Source organism: Sphaerisporangium rufum (genome assembly GCF_016863395.1).
GTDB classification, from domain to species: domain Bacteria; phylum Actinomycetota; class Actinomycetes; order Streptosporangiales; family Streptosporangiaceae; genus Sphaerisporangium; species Sphaerisporangium rufum.
The window spans coordinates 1-21,369 of record NZ_BOOU01000018.1; the positions used below are offsets into that span (position 1 = coordinate 1).

The 21,369-nt window shown below is 73.0% G+C and carries 21 protein-coding genes and 2 pseudogenes; 15 read left to right on the forward strand and 8 right to left on the reverse strand.

Annotation, left to right across the window (positions count from 1 at the left end; translation table 11 throughout):
* The first annotated feature begins 464 nt into the window (after nt 1-464).
* Complete coding sequence (locus Sru01_RS06950; protein WP_275412142.1) at nt 465-1,844, forward strand: alpha,alpha-trehalose-phosphate synthase (UDP-forming); 1,380 nt, start codon at nt 465-467, stop codon at nt 1,842-1,844.
* A gap of 41 nt (nt 1,845-1,885) precedes the next feature.
* Here the strand turns inward: Sru01_RS06950 and Sru01_RS06955 are convergent, their stop codons facing one another.
* Complete coding sequence (locus tag Sru01_RS06955) at nt 1,886-2,209, reverse strand: DUF4235 domain-containing protein (protein WP_203983048.1); 324 nt, start codon at nt 2,207-2,209, stop codon at nt 1,886-1,888.
* A 187-nt stretch (nt 2,210-2,396) separates the two neighbouring features.
* Between Sru01_RS06955 and Sru01_RS06960 the strand changes: the two genes are divergently transcribed.
* The 5 genes from Sru01_RS06960 to Sru01_RS06980 all read left to right on the forward strand — a co-directional run bounded on the left by Sru01_RS06960 (nt 2,397) and on the right by Sru01_RS06980 (nt 6,191).
* The gene (locus tag Sru01_RS06960; protein WP_203983049.1) at nt 2,397-3,653 is read left to right on the forward strand and encodes an AI-2E family transporter; all 1,257 of its coding nucleotides are present in this window, start codon (nt 2,397-2,399) and stop codon (nt 3,651-3,653) included.
* Nucleotides 3,654-3,818: 165 nt separating this feature from the next.
* A complete protein-coding gene (dut, locus tag Sru01_RS06965; protein ID WP_203983050.1) occupies nt 3,819-4,253 on the forward strand; it encodes a dUTP diphosphatase in 435 nt (144 codons plus the stop codon).
* 13 nt (nt 4,254-4,266) lie between these two features.
* Nucleotides 4,267-4,944 (forward strand): DUF3710 domain-containing protein, encoded by a 678-nt coding sequence (locus tag Sru01_RS06970; RefSeq protein WP_239137052.1) that lies wholly within the window; start codon nt 4,267-4,269, stop codon nt 4,942-4,944.
* Between the two features lie 51 nt (nt 4,945-4,995).
* Nucleotides 4,996-5,397: an OB-fold nucleic acid binding domain-containing protein gene (locus Sru01_RS06975; protein WP_203983051.1), complete on the forward strand. Its 402-nt coding sequence runs from the start codon at nt 4,996-4,998 to the stop codon at nt 5,395-5,397.
* Nucleotides 5,398-5,510: 113 nt separating this feature from the next.
* Nucleotides 5,511-6,191: a DUF3159 domain-containing protein gene (locus Sru01_RS06980; protein WP_203983052.1), complete on the forward strand. Its 681-nt coding sequence runs from the start codon at nt 5,511-5,513 to the stop codon at nt 6,189-6,191.
* Here the strand turns inward: Sru01_RS06980 and Sru01_RS06985 are convergent.
* From Sru01_RS06985 to Sru01_RS06995, 3 genes are all read right to left on the reverse strand, one after another.
* Complete coding sequence (locus tag Sru01_RS06985; protein ID WP_203983053.1) at nt 6,188-7,681, reverse strand: DJ-1/PfpI family protein; 1,494 nt, start codon at nt 7,679-7,681, stop codon at nt 6,188-6,190. The two genes, Sru01_RS06980 and Sru01_RS06985, sit on opposite strands and share 4 nt — an antisense overlap.
* A gap of 238 nt (nt 7,682-7,919) precedes the next feature.
* A complete protein-coding gene (locus Sru01_RS06990; RefSeq protein ID WP_203983054.1) occupies nt 7,920-8,579 on the reverse strand; it encodes a potassium channel family protein in 660 nt (219 codons plus the stop codon).
* On the reverse strand, nt 8,579-9,247 hold the full coding sequence (locus Sru01_RS06995) for a potassium channel family protein (protein ID WP_203983055.1): 669 nt from the start codon (nt 9,245-9,247) through the stop codon (nt 8,579-8,581). Before Sru01_RS06995 ends, Sru01_RS06990 begins: the two co-directional genes overlap by 1 nt.
* 124 nt (nt 9,248-9,371) lie before the next feature.
* On the opposite strand from Sru01_RS06995, the gene Sru01_RS07000 reads away from it, so the two are divergent.
* The 3 genes from Sru01_RS07000 to Sru01_RS07010 all read left to right on the forward strand — a co-directional run bounded on the left by Sru01_RS07000 (nt 9,372) and on the right by Sru01_RS07010 (nt 13,259).
* Entirely contained in the window at nt 9,372-11,399 is a 2,028-nt protein-coding gene (locus Sru01_RS07000) for an APC family permease (RefSeq protein WP_445009378.1), read from the forward strand.
* Entirely contained in the window at nt 11,396-12,661 is a 1,266-nt protein-coding gene (locus Sru01_RS07005; RefSeq protein ID WP_239137054.1) for a class I SAM-dependent RNA methyltransferase, read from the forward strand. The genes Sru01_RS07000 and Sru01_RS07005 overlap by 4 nt, the downstream gene beginning before the upstream one ends.
* A 166-nt stretch (nt 12,662-12,827) precedes the next feature.
* Nucleotides 12,828-13,259: a hypothetical protein gene (locus Sru01_RS07010; RefSeq protein ID WP_203983057.1), complete on the forward strand. Its 432-nt coding sequence runs from the start codon at nt 12,828-12,830 to the stop codon at nt 13,257-13,259.
* A gap of 83 nt (nt 13,260-13,342) precedes the next feature.
* Here Sru01_RS07010 and Sru01_RS07015 read toward each other — a convergent pair whose 3' ends face one another.
* Entirely contained in the window at nt 13,343-13,609 is a 267-nt protein-coding gene (locus tag Sru01_RS07015) for a hypothetical protein (RefSeq protein ID WP_203983058.1), read from the reverse strand.
* Nucleotides 13,610-13,718: 109 nt separating this feature from the next.
* On the opposite strand from Sru01_RS07015, the gene Sru01_RS07020 reads away from it, so the two are divergent.
* Nucleotides 13,719-13,916, forward strand: a complete 198-nt coding sequence (locus Sru01_RS07020) for a transposase (protein WP_203983059.1) — start codon at nt 13,719-13,721, stop codon at nt 13,914-13,916.
* Here Sru01_RS07020 and ligD read toward each other — a convergent pair.
* Nucleotides 13,879-14,871, reverse strand: coding sequence for a non-homologous end-joining DNA ligase (gene ligD, locus Sru01_RS07025; protein ID WP_203983060.1), 993 nt, complete (start codon nt 14,869-14,871; stop codon nt 13,879-13,881). The two genes, Sru01_RS07020 and ligD, sit on opposite strands and share 38 nt — an antisense overlap.
* A gap of 124 nt (nt 14,872-14,995) precedes the next feature.
* Between ligD and Sru01_RS07030 the strand changes: the two genes are divergently transcribed.
* Nucleotides 14,996-15,919: an LLM class F420-dependent oxidoreductase gene (locus tag Sru01_RS07030; protein ID WP_203983061.1), complete on the forward strand. Its 924-nt coding sequence runs from the start codon at nt 14,996-14,998 to the stop codon at nt 15,917-15,919.
* 53 nt (nt 15,920-15,972) lie between these two features.
* On the opposite strand, the gene Sru01_RS07035 is transcribed toward Sru01_RS07030, so the two are convergent.
* The gene (locus tag Sru01_RS07035) at nt 15,973-16,914 is read right to left on the reverse strand and encodes a MerR family transcriptional regulator (protein ID WP_203983062.1); all 942 of its coding nucleotides are present in this window, start codon (nt 16,912-16,914) and stop codon (nt 15,973-15,975) included.
* A 175-nt stretch (nt 16,915-17,089) separates the two neighbouring features.
* Here Sru01_RS07035 and Sru01_RS07040 point away from each other — a divergent pair.
* Nucleotides 17,090-17,308 (forward strand): annotated as a pseudogene (locus Sru01_RS07040) (3' terminal RNA ribose 2'-O-methyltransferase Hen1); the annotation flags it as partial.
* Between the two features lie 105 nt (nt 17,309-17,413).
* Here the strand turns inward: Sru01_RS07040 and tnpA are convergent.
* Nucleotides 17,414-17,830, reverse strand: a complete 417-nt coding sequence (tnpA, locus tag Sru01_RS07045; protein ID WP_203983063.1) for an IS200/IS605 family transposase — start codon at nt 17,828-17,830, stop codon at nt 17,414-17,416.
* A 36-nt stretch (nt 17,831-17,866) separates the two neighbouring features.
* Here tnpA and Sru01_RS07050 point away from each other — a divergent pair, with 36 nt between their 5' ends.
* The 3 genes and pseudogenes from Sru01_RS07050 to Sru01_RS07060 all read left to right on the forward strand — a co-directional run.
* On the forward strand, nt 17,867-19,009 hold the full coding sequence (locus Sru01_RS07050; RefSeq protein WP_239137056.1) for an RNA-guided endonuclease InsQ/TnpB family protein: 1,143 nt from the start codon (nt 17,867-17,869) through the stop codon (nt 19,007-19,009).
* Between the two features lie 73 nt (nt 19,010-19,082).
* Nucleotides 19,083-19,136: pseudogene (locus tag Sru01_RS36530) on the forward strand (hypothetical protein); the annotation flags it as partial.
* 67 nt (nt 19,137-19,203) lie between these two features.
* The coding region (locus Sru01_RS07060; protein ID WP_203983064.1) for a polynucleotide kinase-phosphatase at nt 19,204-21,369 on the forward strand (2,166 nt) is incomplete at its 3' end.

Genomic DNA, 21,369 nt, shown 5'->3' on the forward strand with positions numbered 1-21,369 from the left:
CCCTGCGGCGCCGCCTGCTGCTCACCATGGGCCGCCATCTCACCACCCTCGGACCCTTCCTTACCGGCGCGGTGGCCGGCGGCACGCTCAACCGGGCGGCGACCCGGCGGGTGGCCCGCACGGTCCGCGCCGACCTGCGGCGCCAGCGGGCCCTGCCCCCCGGCGACGACTGATCACTCCTTCCTCACCCGCCTCCGCCGTTCTCCTGGTTCCGCCACCTCCCGCCGCCGTGTCCCTCGTCGGTGCCGGGCTTCTCCCGCCGTCCGGCCCCTGGAGCCGGCCGGGCGCGCCGCCGACGCTGTCCTCTTTGGTCACGATCCAAATCGTCTGGGTGATAAACCGGGTTTCGGGCTTAAAAGGTCATAAGTCGGAAAGGTGAGCTGTCGCTCGCGGCGGGGCCTGTACGGAGAGCTGCGAACGGGTTTCGTAAAGTGGTCTGTGAAACCGATCACGAGGGAGGACATGTGCGCAGCTCATTCCTGATCGTCGCGAACCGGTTGCCTGTGGATCGGACGACCACCGCGGACGGTGCCGCGTCCTGGCGGCGCAGCCCCGGCGGGCTGGTCACCGCGATCGCCCCGGTGATGCAACGCCGCGACGGCGCCTGGCTGGGCTGGCACGGTGCCCCCGACGAGGAGCTGAAGCCGTTCGAGCACGACGGCATGAACCTCATCCCGGTGCCGCTGTCGGCCAACGAGGTGGAGCTGTACTACGAGGGTTTCTCCAACGCGACGCTGTGGCCGCTCTACCACGACGTGGTGGCCGCACCGGTGTACTCCCGGGTGCTGTGGGACGCCTACCGGGCGGTCAACGAACGGTTCGCCCGGATGGCCGCCGACGTCGCGGCCGAGGGCGCCGTCGTCTGGGTGCAGGACTACCAGCTCCAGCTGGTGCCGGCGATGCTGCGCAAGCTGCGCCCGGACCTGCGGATCGGCTTCTTCCTGCACATCCCCTTCCCGCCCGCCGAGCTGTTCTGGCAGCTCCCGTGGCGGCGGGAGATCCTGGAAGGACTGCTCGGCGCCGACCTGGTCGGCTTCCAGCGCCCCGGCGGCGCGTCCAACTTCATCCGGCTGTGCCGCCGCCAGCTCGGCCTGCAGAACCAGCGGCAGGAGATCACCGTCGGCGACCGCACGGTGCGCGCCGAGGCGTTCCCCATCTCGGTCGACTACGGCGAGCTGGACACGCTGGTGCGCGAGCCGCAGATCATGGCCCGGGCCAAGGAGATCCGCGCCGAGCTCGGCGACCCCGAGCATGTGCTGCTCGGCGTGGACCGGCTCGACTACACCAAGGGCATCGGCCAGCGCCTCAAGGCGTTCGGCGAGCTGCTCGCCGACGGCACGATCCGCGAGGGGGAGGCGGTCTTCGTGCAGATCGCCACACCGAGCCGGGAGCGGGTGGAGGAGTACCGCAACCTGCGTGACGAGATCGAGCTGCGCGTCGGGCGGATCAACGGCCAGCACGGCTCGCTGGGCGTGCCGCCGATCAACTACTTCCACCAGTCCTACGACCGCGACGAGCTGGCCGCCCTCTACTGCGCGGCCGACGTCATGGTGGTCACCCCGCTGCGCGACGGCATGAACCTGGTCGCCAAGGAGTACGTCGCCTGCCGGCACGACCTCGGCGGGGCGCTGGTGCTGAGCGAGTTCGCCGGGGCGGCCGACGAGCTGAAGAACGCCTTCCTGGTCAACCCGTGGGACGTGGAGGGGCTCAAGCGGCAGATGGTGGCCGCGATGCGCGCCACCCCGCACGACCTGTCCCGCCGGATGCGTTCCATGCGCCGCCGGGTCGCCACCTACGACGTGGACCGCTGGGCCGGCGACTTCCTGGCCGCGCTGGAGAGCTGACGCCGGCCGCCCGGCCCGGCACCGGGCCGGGCCCGGCCGGGTCAGGAGGTGATCTGCCGGGCCTTGCCGGGGATCGCCTTCCACGCGCGGTACCTCTTGTGCGCCGACCGGGTGGCCACGATCCGCGCCACCTCCATGCCGACGCCCAGCACCACGGCGAAGCCCACCGCCTCGGCCAGGCTGGTCTCCAGCGACTCCGGATCGGCCGGCGGCTTGCGGCCGGTGGTCTTGTGCCAGCCGAACTCGATGGCCCGGCGGGTGACGAAGCCGACGCCGAGCGCCACCACCGCGCCGATCAGCCGCCAGGCGAGATCCGGCTTGTCGATCTTCTCCAGCTGTTCGATCGCGTCCGGCTTGCGGCCCATGGTGTCTCCCCTCGTCGATCTAGCAGCACCCTAATCCCTCCGGCCCGCGGGCGCCGCGACGCCGTCCCGCCGGGCGTCCGCGCGGCCGGATCCGCGAGGGACCGGCCGGACGAGGTGTGAGACGGCGCGTGCGGGATAGGTATGCCTTCTGCGCGCGTCCGGCGTGCGAACGTGCCAGTCTGGAGGGGTGATCGCGGAGAGGGACAACGAGAGCCGGAGCGTTCCATACGTCCTGTCGGCGATGGCCGCCTGGAGCTGGCGGCTCATCGTCATCGGAGTGGTGGTCTACTTCACCACGCAGGCCGTGGTGCGCCTGAGCTTCGTCGCGCTGCCGATCGCCGTCGCGCTGCTGCTGACGGCCCTGCTGTACCCCTTCGCCATCCGGCTGCGCCGGGCCGGGCTGCGCCCGATCTGGTCGACCTGGCTGACCATGCTGCTGGCGTTCGCCGTCATCGTCGGCCTCGGTTTCATCATCGGCAACCGCGCCAACGAGGAGTTCCCCGGGCTGGTCCAGCAGCTGCAGAAGACCACCCGCGACGTGCAGAGCTGGCTGCTCACCGGACCGTTCCAGCTTAAGGAGTCGCAGCTCACCGACGTGGTGGACGGCATCGCCGAGCAGATCAACACCCGGCGTGCCGAGATCACCAGCACGCTGCTGTCCACCGCGGCCGTCTTCGTCGAGGTGCTCGCCTCCATCGTCCTGCTGCTGTTCATCACGTTCTTCCTCCTCAAGGACGGCGACCAGATCTGGTCGTGGTTCCTGCGCGCCTTCGGCTCGGCCGCGCCCCGGGTGGACCGCGCCGGCCGGGCCGCCTGGCACACCCTGTCGCAGTACATCCACGGCACGGTCATCGTGGCCGCCATCCACGGCGTGGTCATCGGCATCGTGCTGTTCGGCATGGGCGTGCCGCTCTGGGCGCCGCTCGCGGTGCTGATCTTCCTGGCCAGCTTCATCCCGATCGTCGGCATCTTCTTCGCCGGCGGCCTGGCCACCCTGGTCACCCTGGGCGCCAAGGGCCCGGTGTTCGCCCTGATCTTCATCGGCATCCTGGTGGTGGAGCAGCAACTGGAGAACCACGTGCTGCAGCCGCTCATCGTCGGCCGCGCCGTGAAGTTCCACCCGCTGGCGATCATCCTGGTGCTGGCCGTCGGCGGCATCCTCGGCGGCATCGCCGGCGCGGCCATCGCGGTGCCCATCGCCGCGGTCGTCTACCGGGCGCTGCCCGAACTGCGCCGCCACCCGGCCGAGCTGCCGCCGGCCGACACGCCGGAGCGCCCGGCCGGCCCCGGCACACCGCCGGACACCGAGGCGGGCACGCCGCAAGAGGACCGGCCCGGCGGCCCCGGCGAGCCGGACCGGGCCGCCGCGGCGACCCCCGGCGCCGATGCCGGGCCGGGCGTGCCGGACGAGGGGAAGGACGTGTCCGCCCAGCGCAGCCGGTAAGGTCTCCGTTCGTGACCAGCCTGCGCACCCGCCCCGTCCCGGCCCGCCCGTTGGCGTACCGTGAAGGTGAGGGCCGCGAGGGCCGGCCCGCGGCGGTCGTCGCGCGCCGGTGCGCGCACGGTGTCCCGCCCGCCTGGCCCGCCCCCGCGACCACGAGGTGACCAGATGATCGAGGTGCTGATCCGGCGGCTGGACCCCGGGCTGCCGCTCCCGTCGTACGCCCACCCGGGAGACGCGGGAGCCGACCTGCACGCCGCCGCGGACGTCGAGCTGCCGCCCGGCGAGCGCGCCGTGGTGGGCACCGGGGTGGCGATCGCGCTGCCCGACGGGTACGCCGCGTTCGTGCACCCCCGGTCCGGGCTGGCCGCGACGCACGGCGTCACGCTGGTCAACGCGCCCGGCACGGTGGACGCCGGCTACCGCGGCGAGATCAGGGTCACCCTGCTGAACACCGATCTGAAGAACGCCGTCCGGCTCCGGCGCGGCGACCGTATCGCCCAGCTGGTCGTCCAGCGCGTCGAGAAGGCGGCCTTCTGCGAGGTGGACCGGCTGCCCGGCTCGGCGCGCGGCGCCGGCGGGTTCGGCTCCACCGGACGATGAGTCGATAAGGAGTGTGAGCGAAGTGTTTGGACGCCGCCGTCACGCGGAGGAAGCGGCCGCGGCCCCGGTCGAGGACGCGCCGGTCCCGGCCCGCGAGTCCGGGCCCTGGGACGCCGACGAGACCTACCCCGAGCGCGAGCGCGCCGACCTCGGCGGCCTGCTGCTGCCGGTCGGCCCGGGCTTCGAGGTGCAGCTCAACGTGGCCGGCGACCAGATCGTCGGCGCCGTCGTGCTGGTCGAGGAGAGCGCCCTGCAGGTGCACGCGTTCGCCGCGCCCAAGCGGAGCGGCATCTGGGACGAGGTGCGCGCCGAGCTGGCCCGCGAGGTGACCGCCGCCGGCGGCTCCTGCGAGGAGCGGCCGGGCCCGTTCGGGCCGGAGCTGGCCGCGCGGATCAGCCAGGACGGCGCGCTGCAGCCGGTGCGGTTCGTCGGCGTCGACGGGCCCCGCTGGTTCCTGCGCGGCGTGATCAGCGGCCGGGCCGTCGCCGACGAGACGGCCGCCAAGGCGCTGGAGGACGTGCTGCGCGACATCGTGGTGGTGCGCGGCGACCAGCCGATGGCGCCCAAGGACCCCATCGAGCTGCGGCTGCCCGCCGAGGCCCGCCAGGCGATGGACCAGCAGGCCGGCGAGCCGGACCGGCCGGACCTGCGCCCGTTCGAGCGCGGGCCGGAGATCTCCGAGATCCGCTGACGTAGGCTGCGGTCAGGACGGTCCCCGCCCGCCCCGAGGAGTGAACGAGCGATGAGCACGGCAGAGCCCGCCAAAGAGCCCGCCAGACGCGGGCTGCGCGGCTTCCTTCGCCGGCTGACCACCAGCCAGACCGAGCTGGAGGCCGCCGAACTGCAGGAGGATCTCGACCGCTACGGCGCCACGCCCATCGCCTCGTGCGGGCAGCGCCGGAGGTTCTGCGTGGCGGGCACCCTGCGCACGGTGACCCTGCGCCCCCGCGGCGGGGTGCCGTCCCTGGAGGCCGAGCTGTACGACGGGTCCGACGTGGTCGACCTGGTCTGGCTGGGCCGCCGGAAGATCGCGGGCATCGAGCCGGGCCGGATGGTGCGGGCCGAAGGCCTGGTCAGCGTGCAGGACGGCCGCAAAGTGATGTTCAACCCGCGGTACGAGCTGTGCCCGGCGGCCGGCCAGTGACCGGCCGGACGTCCCCGGAGGGGATCGACGACGAGCAGGGGGCCGTCCGGCCCGAGGACACCGGTGCCGGGCGCGACGCCCCACCGGCCGGCGACCGTCCCGGAGGCGCGCCCATGACCACGCCCAGCGCCATCACCCAGGAGGAGGCCGCGCACGACACCGTGGAGGCGGCGGTGCGCGCCCAGCTCACCAAGTCGCTCGGCGGGGTGCGCGGCATCGCCGAGGCCGCGGTGCCGACGATCGGCTTCACCGTCTCCTGGATCGTCACCGAGCAGCTGAGGACCTCGCTGATCGTCGGCGCAGGCCTGGCGGTGCTGCTGCTGCTGGTGCGGATCGCGCAGCGTTCCACGCCGCAGTTCGTGCTGAACAGCCTGATCGGCATCGGCGTCGGGGCGCTGTTCGCCAGCCGCAGCGGGGAGGCCAAGGACGTCTTCCTGCCGGGCATCTACTACAACGGCGGCTACGCCGTGGTCATGGTGCTGTCGGTGGTGGCGCGCTGGCCGGTGGTCGGGTTCCTCATCGGCTCGGTGACCGGCGACCCCACCGCCTGGCGGCAGGATCCCGGCATCGTGCGGCTCTGCTCCCGGCTGACCTGGCTGCTGATCATCCCGTGCCTGCTGCGGGTCGTGGTCCAGCTGCCGCTGTACCTGGCCGACCAGGTCGCGGCCCTCGGCATCGTCAAGGTCGCCCTGGGCTGGCCGCTCCAGGTGGCCGCCCTGGCCGCCATGGTCTGGGTCCTGGCCCGCGGCCGTACTCCGGTCGAGCGCTCGGCGCCGCCGCCCGCCGCGCCCTAGGACCGCCGGCGCCGGTCGCGGAGGCGGCGTAGCAGGTGGACGAGGGTGCCGGCGAGTGCCAGGCCGGCCGCCAGCAGGAGGGCGAGGCGGAGGGTGAGCCCCCATGGCCACGCCGGGCCCACCAGGTCGAGGTGGCCGACGGGATAGCTGACGCTCTTGGCCACCCACCGGGCGGTCGCGGTGTCGTGCTGCCGGGCGATGTCGAGGAGCACGCCGTCGAAGGCGAAGCCCGGCCGCGCGTTGGGACGGACGGCCGGGACGCCGTCGAGCGCCTTGGGCAGGGTGAGCGTCGAGGCGGCGGTGCCCGGCACGACGATCCGGTCGACCTCGCCCGCCGCGGTGGCGGCGTCTCCCCGGGGGACGAACGTCAGCCCGTGCCGGGAGCGGGCCGGCGCGCCGTCCAGGGTGAACGCGAGCGGCCGGGCCAGGAAGTTGAGCTCGGTGTAGCCACGGAAGACGGCGGCCAGCTCGGTCTCGGTGACGCCATCGGTCAGCAGCACCCCGAGGTCCTCGCGGTCCCAGCGGTAGGCGGCGCTGAGCAGGCCGGCGGAGTCGGCGGCCGCGAGGTGGGGCGGGGTGATGGCGGCCGCCCTGCCCGGTGAGTAGTGGGGCCAGCGCACGGCCGCGGCGGCCCGGCCGGCCGCCGCCTGGCCGGCGATCCGCTCGACGGCCCGCAGGGTGCCGTCGATCCCGGACAGCACCCCGGCGGAGGTGATCACGTCACCGTCGTCGACGTACCGGACGTCGTCCACCCAGCCGACCCGCGGATGGGAGCGGCGCAGCCCGATCAGGCCGAGCCAGTTCGAGGTGGCCGGCCGCCCGTCGAGGTAGCCGGCCTCCGCGAGGGTCTCGGCGCCGACGCACACGCTGACCAGGAGTGGCGATCCGCCGGCGCGCTGCCGGTCGAGCCAGGAGATGATCGGCGACCCGGGGGAGGGCTCACCCTCGATCTGCGGCACCACGATGACGTCCGGCGGCCCGGGCAGCAGCCGGTCGAGCTCGGCGAAATCGAGATCGGGCACCAGGTCGAGCCCGCCGACCAGCGGTACCAGGCGCCGCCGCGGCGCCACGGTGTAGACGTTGAACGCACCGCTCGCGGCCAGCACCTCGTAGGGCGGGAGCGCGTCGGCCGCGTTGGTGCCCTCGTTGCCGAGGACGACCACCGCGGTCGGCCTGGCCGGGTCGTGCGCCTGCACGGCCGCCGTGCGGCCGGGCGGCATCCGGCCGGGGGGCTCGGTGTACAGCCGCGCCCGCGCGGCGGTCATCGACGGGACCGCGACCGCCACCGGCACCGCGACCGTCACCAGCAAAACGGCGGCCCCGCGGCCGGCTCTTCCCGGCCACCGGCGCTTCCGGGCGGCGGCCCCGCCGGCCGGCCGGGCGTCGTGGCGCAGCACCGTCGCGAGCTGGCGCCGGACCAGCGTGCGCCATTTCCCGCGGGCCGGTGCGGGCCGCGTGCCGAAGGGGTCGTCAGGGGAGTGAGGGTTCATGTCCGGCACGCTGGCGTGTTTCGCCGGCATCGGACAGTCGACGGGCGTCATGCGTCCGAAATCTTGGGAAGAGGGGCAGAACGGCCCATCCCGGTGCCCGGACAACCGGCGTCCGCGGGCCACCGCCGATGGCCTCGGGTCGCCTACCTCCGGATCCGGCCCACCGGTGAGCGACGGATCCGGCCGGCGCCCCGGCGGGGCCGGTCGAGCCGGCGTCGTGGCGCCGCCGGGCGGCCGCTCAGTGCGGCGCCAGCAGGTGGGCGAGGTCCTGCTCGACCTCCTGACTGGCGACGAACAGCAGCTCGTCCCCGGCCTCCAGCGGGTCGTCGTCGGAGGGCACCAGCACCCGGCCCTCGCGCAGGATGGCCACCAGGGCCGAGTCCGGTGGCCAGGGCACCGACCCGGCCCGCTGGCCGACGACCGGGGCGTCCTCGGGCAGCGTCAGCTCGACCAGGTTGGCCTGGCCCTGCCGGAAGGTCATCAGGCGCACCAGGTCGCCGACGCTGACCGCCTCCTCCACCAGCGCCGACAGCAGGCGCGGCGTCGAGACGGCCACGTCGACGCCCCATGACTCGTTGAACAGCCACTCGTTCTTCGGGTGGTTGGTGCGGGCGACCACCCGGGGCACGCCGTACTCGGTCTTGGCCAGCAGCGACACCACCAGGTTGACCTTGTCGTCACCGCTGGCGGCGATCATCACGTGGCAGTTGCCGAGCCCGGCCTCGTCCAGCGAGGAGATCTCGCAGGCGTCGGCGAGCAGCCACTCCGCCCGCGGCACGCTGTCGATCTTGATGGCCTTGGGGTCGATGTCGATGAGCAGGACCTCGTGGCCGTTCTCCAGCAGCTCCGCGGCGATGGACCGGCCGACCGCCCCCGCGCCCGCGATCGTGACGCGCATCAGTGCGACTCCTCCTCGGGTGCCGTGGACAGCACCTTGTTGATCCGGTCCATGTCGTTCTCGCCGGCCATCACGTGCAGCACGTCGCCCTCCTGCAGCACGGTGTCGTGCTTGGGCAGCAACGCGTCGCCCATGCGGTTGACGAACGCCGCCCGGGTGCCGGCGGCCTCCTCCAGCCGGGAGATCAGCGTGCCGATCCAGCCGGGATGGTAGGCGACCTCGGCGAGCACCACGGCGCCGGTCGGGTCCCGCCAGAGCGGCTCGGCGCCCTCCGGCAGCACCCGGCGCAGGACCTGGTCGGCGGTCCACCGGACGGTGGCCACGGTGGGGATGCCCAGGCGCTGGTAGACCTCGGCGCGCCGCGGGTCGTAGATGCGCGCCACCACGTTGTCCACCCCGAAGGTCTCGCGGGCGACCCGGGCCGAGATGATGTTGGAGTTGTCGCCGCTGCTCACCGCCACGTAGGCGGCGGCGGACTCGATGCCGGCCTCCTCGAGCACGTCCCGGTCGAACCCGATGCCGGTGACGCGCCGGCCGCGGAAGCCGGCCCGCAGCCGCCGGAACGCCTGCGGGTCCCGGTCGATGATCGCGACCGAGTGGCCGCTGTCCTCGAGGATGTGAGCCAGGGTCGAGCCGACCCGGCCGCATCCCATGATGACGATGTGCATGCTCCCCCGCCGTTGGGTGTGAGGCGGCAAACGTTGGTACCTCTTCGGTTATCAGGCCAAGTATGGCCGGTTCTGAGGTGCCGTGCGGGCGTACTGTGCCCGAGGACTAGCATCATCACTCGTGGTGAAGGTTGCAGATGTGGTCAAGCGGCTACTCGTCGGGCGCGCCCTGCGCAGCGCCAAGGCGCACGAGCAGCTGCTGCCCAAGCGCATCGCCCTGCCGGTGTTCGCCAGCGACGCGCTCTCCTCGGTGGCGTACGCCCCGCAGGAGATCCTGATCACGCTGGGGGTGGCGGGCATCGCGGCCTACCACTTCACCCCGTGGATCGCGCTGGCCGTCGTGGTGATCCTGCTGACGGTCGTGGCCTCCTACCGGCAGAACGTCCGCGCGTACACCAGCGGCGGCGGCGACTTCGAGGTGGCCACCGTCAACCTGGGGGCCAACTACGGGCTGGTGGTGGCCAGCGCGCTCATGGTCGACTACGTGCTCACCGTGGCCGTGTCGATCTCCTCCGGGGTGGAGAACCTGGCGGCGGCGCTGCCGTTCCTGGTCGACCGCAAGGTCGCCGCGGCATTGATCATCATCGCCGTGCTCATGGTGATGAACCTGCGCGGCATCCGCGAGTCCGGCCTGGCGTTCGCGATCCCCACCTACACGTTCATGGCCAGCGTGTTCGGCCTGATGATCTGGGGCGGGGTCCGGCTGGCGGTGGGCGACGACCTGCGGGCGCCCACCGCCGGCTACACCGTCACCGGCGAGGGGACCGGGCTGACCGGCTTCGCGCTGGCCTTCCTGCTGCTGCGGGCCTTCTCCTCCGGCTGCGCCGCGCTCACCGGGGTGGAGGCGATCAGCAACGGGGTGCCGGCCTTCCGCAAGCCCAAAGGTAAGAACGCGGCGGCCACCCTGCTCATGCTGGGCCTGCTGGCCTCCACCATGTTCGCCGGCATCGTGGCGCTGGCGTACGTGACCGGCGCCAAGTTCGCCGACAAGTCGCAGGGCACCCAGCTGCTGGACCAGGCCGGCCGCCCGGTCGAGCACCCGCCGCCGGTGATCGCCCAGGTGGCGCAGACGGTGTTCAGCGACTTCACCCCGGCCTTCTACCTGGTCACCGCGATGACCGCGCTGATCCTGCTGCTGGCCGCCAACACCGCCTTCAACGGCTTCCCGGTGCTCGGCTCGGTGCTCGCGCAGAACCGCTACCTGCCCCGCCAGCTGCACACCCGCGGCGACCGGCTGGCCTTCAGCAACGGCATCGTGATCCTGGCCACCATGGCGGGGCTGCTGGTCTACGCCTTCCAGGCCGACACCACCCGCCTGGTGCAGCTCTACATCGTCGGGGTCTTCGTGTCGTTCACCCTCAGCGAGACCGGCATGGTGCGGCACTGGAACCGGCTGCTGACCACCGAGACCGACGCCCGCAAGCGCGCCACGATGAAGCGGGCCCGCGTCATCAACGCCTTCGGCGGCGCGGTCACCGGGCTGGTGCTGATCGTGGTGCTGGTCACCAAGTTCACCCACGGCGCGTGGATCGCCTGCGCGGCCATGGCGGTGCTGTTCACCATGATGCGCGGCATCCGGCGGCACTATGACAAGGTCGCCGCCGAGCTGACCGTCCCGGAGGACAGCCAGGTGGACGAGTCCATGCTGCCGGCCCGCAACCACGCCATCGTCCTGCTGTCGAAGATCCACAAGCCCACGCTGCGCGCCCTGTCGTACGCCCGGGCCACCCGGCCCTCCAAGCTGGAGGCCATCACGGTCGGGGTGGATCTGGCGGAGGCCCGGCAGCTGCAGCGGGAGTGGGAGGAGCGCGGCATCCCGGTGCCGTTGAAGGTCCTCGACTCGCCGTACCGGGAGATCACCCGCCCGGTGCTCGAGTACGTCAAGAGCCTGCGCCGCCGCTCGCCCCGCGACGTGGTCACCGTGTTCATCCCCGAGTATGTGGTGGGCCACTGGTGGGAACATCTCCTGCACAACCAGAGCGCGCTGCGGCTCAAGGGGCGGCTGCTGTTCCAGCCCGGCGTGATGGTGACCAGCGTGCCCTGGCAGCTGGCCTCCTCCGACCGGCTCAAGGGCCGCAAGGAGTGGTTCGCCGCCGGATCGGTGCGCCGGCCGTACGCTGAGTCGAACAAGGATGACCACGTCGCGACGTGAGCGGGGGGACCGTAGTGCCGATCGAACTCAACGTGGAGCGTGTCGCCAACGGCGGGTGGTGCGTCGCCCGGCACGAGGGCCGGGTGGTCTTCGTCCGGCACGCCCTGCCGGGTGAGCGGGTGCTCGCGGAGGTGACCGACGAGACCACGCGGTTCCTGCGGGCCGACGCGGTGGAGATCCTGGACGCGTCCCCCGACCGCGTCGCCCCGCCGTGCCCGTTCGCCGGTCCCGGCCGGTGTGGCGGCTGCGACTGGCAGCACGCCACCCTGGAGGCGCAGCGCCGGCTGAAGGGCGAGGTGCTGGCCGAGCAGCTCCAGCGGCTGGCCGGCCTGGAGGTGAAAGTGGACGTCGAGGAGGTGCCGGGCGCGCCGCAAGGGCTGGGCTGGCGCACCCGGGTGCAGTTCGCGATCACCCCGGACGGCACCGCCGGGCTGCGCCGGCATCGCTCGCACGAGATCGAGCCGGTGGACGCCTGCCTGATCGCGCATTCCGAGGTGGAGCGGATGGGGGTCGAGCGCCGCAACTGGCGCGGCGCCGCCGCCGTGGAGGCCATCGCCACCGGCACCCGGGAGCGGGCGGTCGTGGTGACGCCCAAGGGGCAGCGCACGGTCGCGGTGCCCGACCTGGCCGCCGAGGCCCACGTGCTGGTGGACGAGGGGCGCGGGCACGTCCGCGCGGTCCGCGGCCGCACCGCGCTCACCGAGCGGGTGGGGGAGCGGGAGTTCCAGGTCACCGGCAGCGGGTTCTGGCAGGTGCACCCCGGCGCGGCGGCCACGCTGCTCGGGGCGGTGCTGCAGTTCGCCGCGGTGCGCCCGGGCGACTGGGCGCTGGACCTCTACTGCGGCGTCGGCCTGTTCGCGGCCGGGCTGGCCGAGGCGGCCGGCCCGGAGGGCGCGGTGCTCGGGGTGGAGTCCGACGCCCGCGCGGTGCAGGACGCCCGCCGCAACCTGCGCGACCTGCCGCAGGCTCGGGTGGAGCGCGGCCGGGTGGAGGACACCCTGGACCGGCTCGGCGTGGAGCGCGCCGACGTGGTCGTCGCCGACCCGCCGCGCACCGGCCTCGGTCGCGAGGTGGTCGCCCGGGTGGCCGGCCTGGACGCCGCACGCGTCGTCTACGTCTCCTGCGACCCGGCGACGCTCGCCCGTGACCTGGCCTGGTTCGCCGAGCGCGGTTACCACCTGGCCGACCTGCGCGCCTTCGACGCCTTCCCGATGACCCACCACGTCGAGTCCGTCGCGCTGCTCACCCGCGAGCCCCGCTGACCGGCACCGGCCGGCCGCGGCCGAAGTTCACTGTCAGCTGCTAAAAACCGCTGCCGCCTTACTCAATTTATGACAGGTTCTGACTTATCCGTTTATTGCAATTAGGTCGGGTACTCCACTCCGGGGCGCGGGACGGACCCGCGAACCGGAAAGGAGAACGACGCATATGGTGAAGGCGAACAGGACGAACTCCGGTGACCGGCGGATCGGGCGGCGGGCGGCGGCGCTCGCCGGGGCGGCGGCCCTCTCGCTGGCGGTGCCGGCCGTCGCGGCCGGCCCGGCGGCGGCGCAGGCGGCGCCGTGCGTGCAGAAGATCGCCGTGGTGAACAACGCGGCGTTCGTGCTGTCGTGGTCGGCGAGCACCCGGACCGGGGAGCGGTCCGCCACCACCGACGCCTACCCGATCAACCAGACCAGGACCATCGACCTGGCCGCCACGGCGTTCCCCGAGGGCACCGACGTGCGGCCGTACGTGCACGCGGTGGCCGGGACCGACAACTACGGCAACTCCTACGTCTCGTACTGCGACAACGGCCAGACGGCCACCTACACGGTCACCGGCACCACGCTGGACTACTCGGTGACCCTGCTGACCTGACCCGACCGGTCTGCGGCCCGCGTACCCGCGCGGGCCGCCGGGCCCGGCCCGGGGTGCGCGGTCCCCGGACAGGGCGGTGGGCCTCAGGTGGCCGGCACGCCTTCCAGTCGGGCCACCATCCGCGCCAGCAGGTCCCGCATCTCGATCTGCCCCGCCTTGAGGTGCGCGATGTCCGCGCGCATCAGGGCGTAACTCTTCTCCATGTTGCCGATCGATCGCTCGACCACGGAGAAACGATCGCGCATTTCCACCTTTATTTCAGAAATGTCGCATTTGATGGTGCTGATATCGCTCTTCATGACGCTGATATCGGCCTCGACGGCCGTGACGCGTTCTTCCAGGTACGGCATGCGAGCAGCATAGGACGGCCCCGCGGGCCGGCGGGGGAGATCCGCGTGATGGCTCCGGCCGGACGTGCACTTTGCCATTCTTTGACCAGGCATTTTCTAGGCTGCCGCCATGGCGAGATGGGTGGGCGGGCGCGGCTTCGAGGTGGACACGGTGACCCTCGACGGCGGCGCGCGGCTGCGGGTGCGCCAGTACGGGGTCGTCGTGGCCTACTGCCGCACGGTGGCGGAGGTCGCCGAGCACGTCGACCTGGCCGAGCTGGCCGAGCTGATCATCCTGCCCGGCGCGGGGGCTCGGCCTCGCGGGTGACCGATCCGGGCGCCTTGTCGTCGCGCAGCCCGCGCCAGGACGGGTGGCGCAGCCGGCCGTCGTGCGTCCACTCGGCGTACTGGACCTCGCCCACCAGCACCGGCTCCACCCAGCGGGCGTCGCGGGCCTGCTCGCGCGGCACCGGGCCGTCGAACGGCGGGCGCGGGCGGGCCAGCGGGGCGAGCGTCTCGGCCAGGTCGCGCAGGGTCTCCTCGGTGAACCCGGTGCCGACGTTGCCCGCGTAGACCAGCCGGCCGGCCTCGTGCACCCCGACCAGCAGCGAGCCGATGGTGGCCGCCCGCCGGCCGCGGCCGGGCGTCCAGCCGCCGATCACGACCTCCTGGGCGCGGAAGTTCTTGACCTTGGTCCACTCGGCGGACCGCCGGCCCGGCCGGTAGGGGGAGGACAGCCGCTTGGAGACGATGCCCTCGATGCCGAGCCGGCGGCTGAGCTCCAGGGCGTGCGCCCCCTCGTCGCGGAACCAGGCCGGCACCTGCCAGCGGGCGCCGGCCGCGACGGTGTCCTCCAGCAGCCGCCGCCGCTCCACGTAGGGCAGCGCGATCACCGGCTCGCCGTCCAGGTGCAGGATGTCGAACAGCATGTAGGTCACCGGAACCTGCTGGGCCAGCCGCCGCACCCGCTCGGCGCGCCGCTGGTGCATCCGCGGCTGCAGCGCCGAGAAGCTCGGCCGGCCCGCGTCGTCGAAGGCGACGATCTCCCCGTCCAGCACCACGGCCCGGCCCTGGACCGCGCCGGCCAGCGGATAGAGCTCGGGGTAGGCCACGGTGACGTCCTTGCCGGAGCGGGAGACCAGCCGCAGGGCGGCGTCCTCGACGTAGGCGAGCGCGCGCACGCCGTCCCACTTCATCTCGTGCCCCCAGGCCTCCTCCTCGCCGGCCGGCGGCAGCGGCCCGAGCTGCGCGAGCATCGGGGCGTAGGTCGGAAGTCCCCCCATGAGGCCTTTCTTACCCGCTGCGAGCTTCGTTGCGAACCCCTAACCGGCGGGTCATCACCGGACCGGCGCCGCGTGCCGCCGCCACCGCCCGGATCGGCCATCCTTTGCCCGGGATAATGGTGGTATGAAACTGCGGATCTTCACCGAGCCGCAGCAGGGCGCGTCCTACGACGACCTGCTGCGCGTCGCGCGCACGGCCGAGCGGCTCGGCTTCGACGCCTTCTTCCGGTCCGACCACTACCTGCGCATGGGTGAGGGCGACCCGGACCCGGGGCCGACCGACGCCTGGGTGACCCTGGCCGGGCTCGCCCGGGAGACCGGGACGATCCGGCTGGGCACCCTGGTGACCGCCGCGACCTTCCGGCTGCCCGGCCCGCTGGCCATCTCGGTGGCCCAGGTGGACCGGATGAGCGGCGGCCGGGTGGAGTTCGGCTTCGGCACCGGCTGGTTCGACGCCGAGCACAACGCCTACGGCATCCCGTTCCCGCCGGTCGCCGAGCGGTTCGCCCGGTTCGAGGAGCAACTGGAGATCATCACCGGGCTGTGGACCACCGAGCCGGGGGAGACGTACTCGTTCGAGGGCGCCTACTACCGGCTCGCCGACGCGCCGGCGCTGCCCAAGCCGGTCCAGCGCCCGCGCCCGCCGGTGATCGTCGGGGGGGTCGGCGCCCGGCGCACGCCGCGGATCGCGGCCCGGTTCGCCGACGAGTACAACGTGCCCTTCCACGGTCTGGGCGACACCGAGGCGGCCTACGGGCGGGTGCGCTCGGCCTGCGAGGCGGCCGGCCGCGGCTCCATCGTGCTGTCGGCGGCCCAGGTCGCCTGCGTCGGAGCCGACGAGGCCGAGCTGGCCCGCCGGGCGGCGGCGATCGGGCGCGAGGTGGCCGAGTTGCGGGAGAACGGCCTGGCCGGCACCCCGCAGGAGGTGGTCGACAAGATCGGCGAGTTCGCCAAGCTCGGCTGCGAGCGGGTGTACCTGCAGATCCTCGACCTGTCCGACCTGGACCACCTGGAGCTGATCGCCGCCGAGGTGCTGCCGCACGTGTGACGGCCGGGCGCCGCGGACCGGAGTACCGCTGCCGCCGGGGCGCCGCGAACGCGTCAGCCGGCCGGCGTCCGGTCCAGCCGGGCGCGCACCGCCGCGGCGGACCAGTTCAGCGCCGGGGCCAGCGGCTCCGGAGCGGGCCAGTCGTTGATCTCCGCGAGCAGCCGGAAGTGCCGGTCCCGCCGCGGGTCGCCCATGCCGTCCAGCCGCCGCAGCAGCCGGCGGCGCAGCGCGGCGTCGTCGGGCCGGCCGACGAGGCCGGCGTAGTACGCGGCCACCGCCGCGACCGCCGGGTCCGCCTGGCGCGCGGCGGGCTCGACGCCCGCCGCCACGGCCGGCCCAGCCTCCTGCCGGACGGTCGCGGCGAGATCGGGGCGCAGCCGCGGCGTCCCGTCCGGCGCGTGTTCGGCGAGGTGATCCTCGGTCATCCGCCGCATGCGGGCCCGGAAGCCGGAGTCCAGGGCGAGCTCGGCCCACTCCGTCCAGGCCCGGAGCCGCCGGGGGTCGGGGTCGTCGGGCGGTTCGGGGGTCATCGAGCGCCGGGCCGCCGCGAGCGCGGGGCCGGCGCCCAGGACGGCGTCCAGGAAGTCGTCGACCAGCCGCCGGCGTTCGCCGGCGGACAGCTGTGCTGACCTGTGCATGAGATCGGTCTCCTCGGCGGTGAGCCCGCGTTCGGCCACCGCCGACAGCACGGCGTGGCGCAGGCGCAGGGCCTGGATCTGCACGGCCAGGGCTTCGGCGTGCGTGGCGGCGACCTCGGCGAGCGACAGCTCCCGGTCCAGGATCCGGCGGATCGTGGCCAGGCCCAGCCCGAGGTCGCGCAGGGTCCGCACCAGGTCCAGGCGCGCGGCGGCACCGGCGTCGTAGCGGCGGTGGCCGGCCGGGCTTCGGTTCGTCGGCGCCACGATCCCGCGGTCGGAGTAGAACCGGATCGCCTTGACCGTCAGACCGGTCCGCCGGGCCAGCTCGCCGATCGAGTAGAGCGTGTCGCCGTCCATGCCCCCACCCTGACGCCTCCCGCCGGGGGAGGTTCAAGCCCGCCGGGGCACCCGACCGCGACCTGAGGTCCGGGCCGCGCAGGGCAGGAGTTGCCGGGAAGGGCGGGCGCCTCTGGCGCCGCCGTGCCGGTATTCCGGTGGTCCGTACCGTCAGGATAGGGAAAGATCGGGCAGCGTGCTGCTGACGATCTCCACGACCACGCGGCCGGCCACCGATCTCGGATTCCTGCTGCACAAGCATCCCGACCGGGTGCAGGAGTTCGGCCAGTCGTTCGGCACCGCCCGGGTCTTCTACCCCGAGGCCACCGCCGAGCGCTGCACGGCCGCGCTGATGCTCGAGGTGGACCCGGTCCGGCTGGTGCGCTCGCGCGGCCGCACGGCGCCCGACTTCAGCGGGATCTGGCGTGGAACTCCGGGCGTTTACGCCCGGGAGGAAACGACGGCGCGGGAGGGCCTCCAGGCCCGAGCGGTGCCGTGACGGCCGGTTCATGTGAGCGGATCAGTCCGGCCGTTTCTGGGTTTCGATGTACTCCTTGATGATCGACAGTGGAGCGCCGCCGCAGGAGGCGGCGAAGTAGGACGGGGACCACAAGTGCCCGCCCCACAGATATTGACGCACGTGCGGGCCGAACTCTTTGCGGAGGAGCCGGGCCGAGACGTCCTTGAGTGAGTTGAACAGGACCGACAGGGCCACTTTGGGCGGGTGGTGGACCAGCAGGTGCGCATGATCGTGCTCGCCGTTGAACTCGACTAGGACGGCGCCGAAGTTGTCGCCTACCTCGACCATGATGGCTTCGCAGCGGTGCGGCATCTCGTCGGTGAACACTTTCCGCCGATATTTGGGGGTAAAGACCAAATGGGCGTGGAGGTGGTAGACACGGTGCGGCCTGCGCGGATATCGGGATCGAGTTTCCATCGCGGTGAGATGGACCGGACGATAATGTGTTCGATTGTGAGGCTGGTGGTGCAGGTGAAGCTCCTGCCAACGCCCGAGCAGGCGACGGCGCTGGAGGCGACCCTGCGCGCGGTCAACGCGGCCGCCTGCCAGGTCTCCCGCCACGCCCACGCCCAGCGCACGTTTCGCAACTACGACCTGCGCAAGCACACCTACGCGCAGATCAAGGACGGGTACGGGCTGGCCGCTCAGGCCGCGCAGCACGTCATCAAGAAGGTCGCCGACGCCTACGCCGCCCTGCATGCCAATATCCAAGCCGGGAACCTGGGCAAGGTGGGCTCTGCCCGCCGGGCACGGGCCGAGGCCACTGTGATCGTCTTCCGTGCCGAAGCCGCCCAGCCGTTCGATGACCGCTGCCTGTCCTGGCAGATCGACGCGCGGACGGTGTCGATCTGGTCGGTGGCCGGGCGGCTGAAGAACCTGAGGTTCACCGCGTCCGCCGTACAGCTCAAGACGCTGTCGGCACACCGCAAGGGCGAGTCCGATCTGGTCTACCGGGACGGCATGTGGTTCCTGATCGCGACCTGCGACGTGCCCGCCCCCCGCGTCAAGGACCCGGACGGCTTTGTGGGGGTGGATCTGGGCATCGTCAACATCGCCACCACCAGCGACGGAGCCCGTCATTGCGGCAGGGCTGTGAACGCGGTCAGGCACCGCCGGCGCGAGCTACGCCGCCGCTTGCAGGCCACGCGCACCAAGTCCGCCAAGCGGTTGCTCAAGCAGCGCCGCCGTAAAGAAGCGCGGTTCGCCGCCAACACCAATCATGTCATTGCCAAGCGGATCGTGACCGAGGCAGAACGCACCGGCTCCGGCATCGCCCTGGAAGACCTCCGGGGCATCCGGGACCGGGTACGGCTTCGCAAGCCCCAGCGGGTCACGCTGCATTCCTGGAGCTTCCACCAGCTGGGTTGCTTCATCGGCTACAAGGCGGCCCGGGCCGGGGTCGCTGTCATCTACGTCGATCCGGCTTTCACCTCCCAGCAGTGCTCGTCGTGTGGGCATGTGGACCGCAAGAACCGGCTCGATCAAGCCTCTTTCTCGTGTACGTCGTGCGGCTTCGCTGAGCATGCGGACGTCAACGCAGCCCGCAACATCGCCGCGCGCGGTGCGATGGGCTGGGCAGTGAGTCACGCTGCCTGACGCGGACCGGACCGTCGAAGCCCTCGACGGCGAGGAGCTGCAAGCTCGGTCGTTTACGGCCGAGAAGCTGACCCTGGGACAGTACGTAAACGACCGTCCCTACGCGGCGTCCTCGATGCTGGCCGTGGCGCTCGCCGACGTCTTCCGCACCGCCCGGGCCGGCATCTGCCGGGCCCGGCCCGAGGGCCCACGACGTGCTGGTGGACGCGATCGTGCTCGACGTGCCGGAGGACGTCGCGGTGGCCCGCAACGCCGGGCGCCCGGACCGCGACTTCGGCGCGCACGTGATCGCCCGGCAGCGCCGGGACCTGCGGCGGTCACTGTCCCGGATGGCCAAGGAGGGCTTTCGCCGGGTGCACGTGCTGCGCGGCGCCGAGATCGACGAGGTGACGATCTCCTACGAGAAGGCGTGGTCGGACCGCCGCGAGCTGACCGGCCCGTTCGACCTGATCGGTGACGTGCACGGCTGCCTGGCCGAGCTGTGCGCGCTGCTCGACCGGCTCGGCTGGCGGGTGCGCCGCGACGAGGCGGGCCGGCCGGCCGGCGCCGACCACCCCGAGGGGCGGACGGCGGTCTTCGTCGGCGACCTGGTGGACCGGGGCCCGGACACCCCCGGGGTGCTCCGGCTGGTGATGGGGATGGCCGCCGCGGGCACCGCGCTGTGCGTGGCCGGCAACCACGAGGTCAAGCTGGTGCGGGCGCTGGACGGCCGCAAGGTCCGCCTGGCGCACGGCCTGGAACGCTCGCTGGAGCAGCTGGCCGGCGAGCCGGAGGAGTTCCGCCGGGCGGCCCGCGACTTCATGGACGGGCTGCTGAGCCACTACCGGCTGGACGGCGGCCGGCTGGTGGTGGCGCACGCGGGCCTGAAGGAGGCCTACCACGGCCGCGCCTCCGGCCGGGTGCGGGCGTTCGCCCTGTACGGCGACACGACCGGGGAGACCGACGAGTACGGCCTGCCGGTCCGTTACCCCTGGGCGCGGGACTACCGGGGGCGCGCCATGGTCGTGTACGGCCACACGCCGATCCCCGAGCCGGAGTGGGTGAACAACACGATCTGCCTGGACACCGGGTGCGTGTTCGGCGGGCGGCTCACGGCGCTGCGGCATCCCGAGCGGGAGCTGGTCGCGGTGCCCGCCGAGCGGGTCTGGTACGAGTCGGTGCGGCCGCTCGCCCCGGCCGAGCGCGACCCGGAGGTGCTGGACATCGGCGATGTCACCGGCACCAGGTACGTGGAGACCCGGACCGGCGGGAAGGTGAAGGTCGATCAGGAGCGGTCGGCCGCCGCGCTGGAGGTGATGAGCAGGTTCGCGGTGGACCCGCGCTGGCTGGTCTACCTGCCGCCCACGATGGCGCCGGCGGCGACGTCCGCGCTGGACGGCTTCCTGGAGCACCCGGCGGAGGCGTTCGAGGAGTTCCACCGGGCCGGGGTGGCCGAGGTGGTGTGCGAGGAGAAGCACATGGGCTCGCGCGCCGTCGCGGTGCTGGCCCGCACGCCGGAGGTGGCCGCGGCGCGCTTCGGTGTCACCGATGGCGCCCGCGGCGTGGTGTACACCCGCACCGGCCGGCCGTTCTTCGACGACCCGGCGCTGATGGTGGAGGTGGTGGACGGGCTGCGCGCGGCGGCCGAGGCGGCCGGGCTGTTCGACGACCTGGCGACCGGCTGGCTGGCGCTGGACGGCGAGCTGCTGCCGTGGTCGGCCAAGGCCGGCGGCCTGATCCGCGAGCAGTACGCCGCGGTGGGCGCGGCGGCCCGGGCGGCGCTGCCCGAGGCGCTGGCCGCGCTGCGCGCGGCGGCCGGGCGCGGTCTGGGTGTGGAGGATTTGGTGGACCGCACCCGACGCCGACTCGACAACGCTGCCCGATTCCGTGACGCTTATGCGCGGTATTGCTGGGAGACCAGCGGCATGTCCGGTCTGCGGTTCGCGCCGTTCCAGATCCTCGCGGTGGAGGGACGGGCACCGGCGGCCGAGGAGCCGCGGTCCTGGCACCTGGCCACGCTGGCCCGGATGGACGCCGGCCTGGTGCGGCCCACCCGGCACATCACCGTCGACACCGGCTCGCCGGATTCGCGGGCGGCGGCCGTCGACTGGTGGACCTCGCTGACCGAGGCGGGCGGCGAGGGCATGGTCGTCAAGCCGGCCCGGCCGGTACCCGGGCGGGTGCAGCCGGGGGTGAAGGTCCGCGGGCGGGAGTACCTGCGGATCATCTACGGGCCCGACTACACCGAGACGCTGGACGTGCTGCGGGACCGCTCCCTGGGCCGGAAGCGGTCGCTGGCGCTGCGCGAGCACGCCCTCGGCCTGGAGGCCCTGGCCCGGCTGGCGGGCGGCGAGCCGCTGTGGCGGGTGCACGAGCCGGTC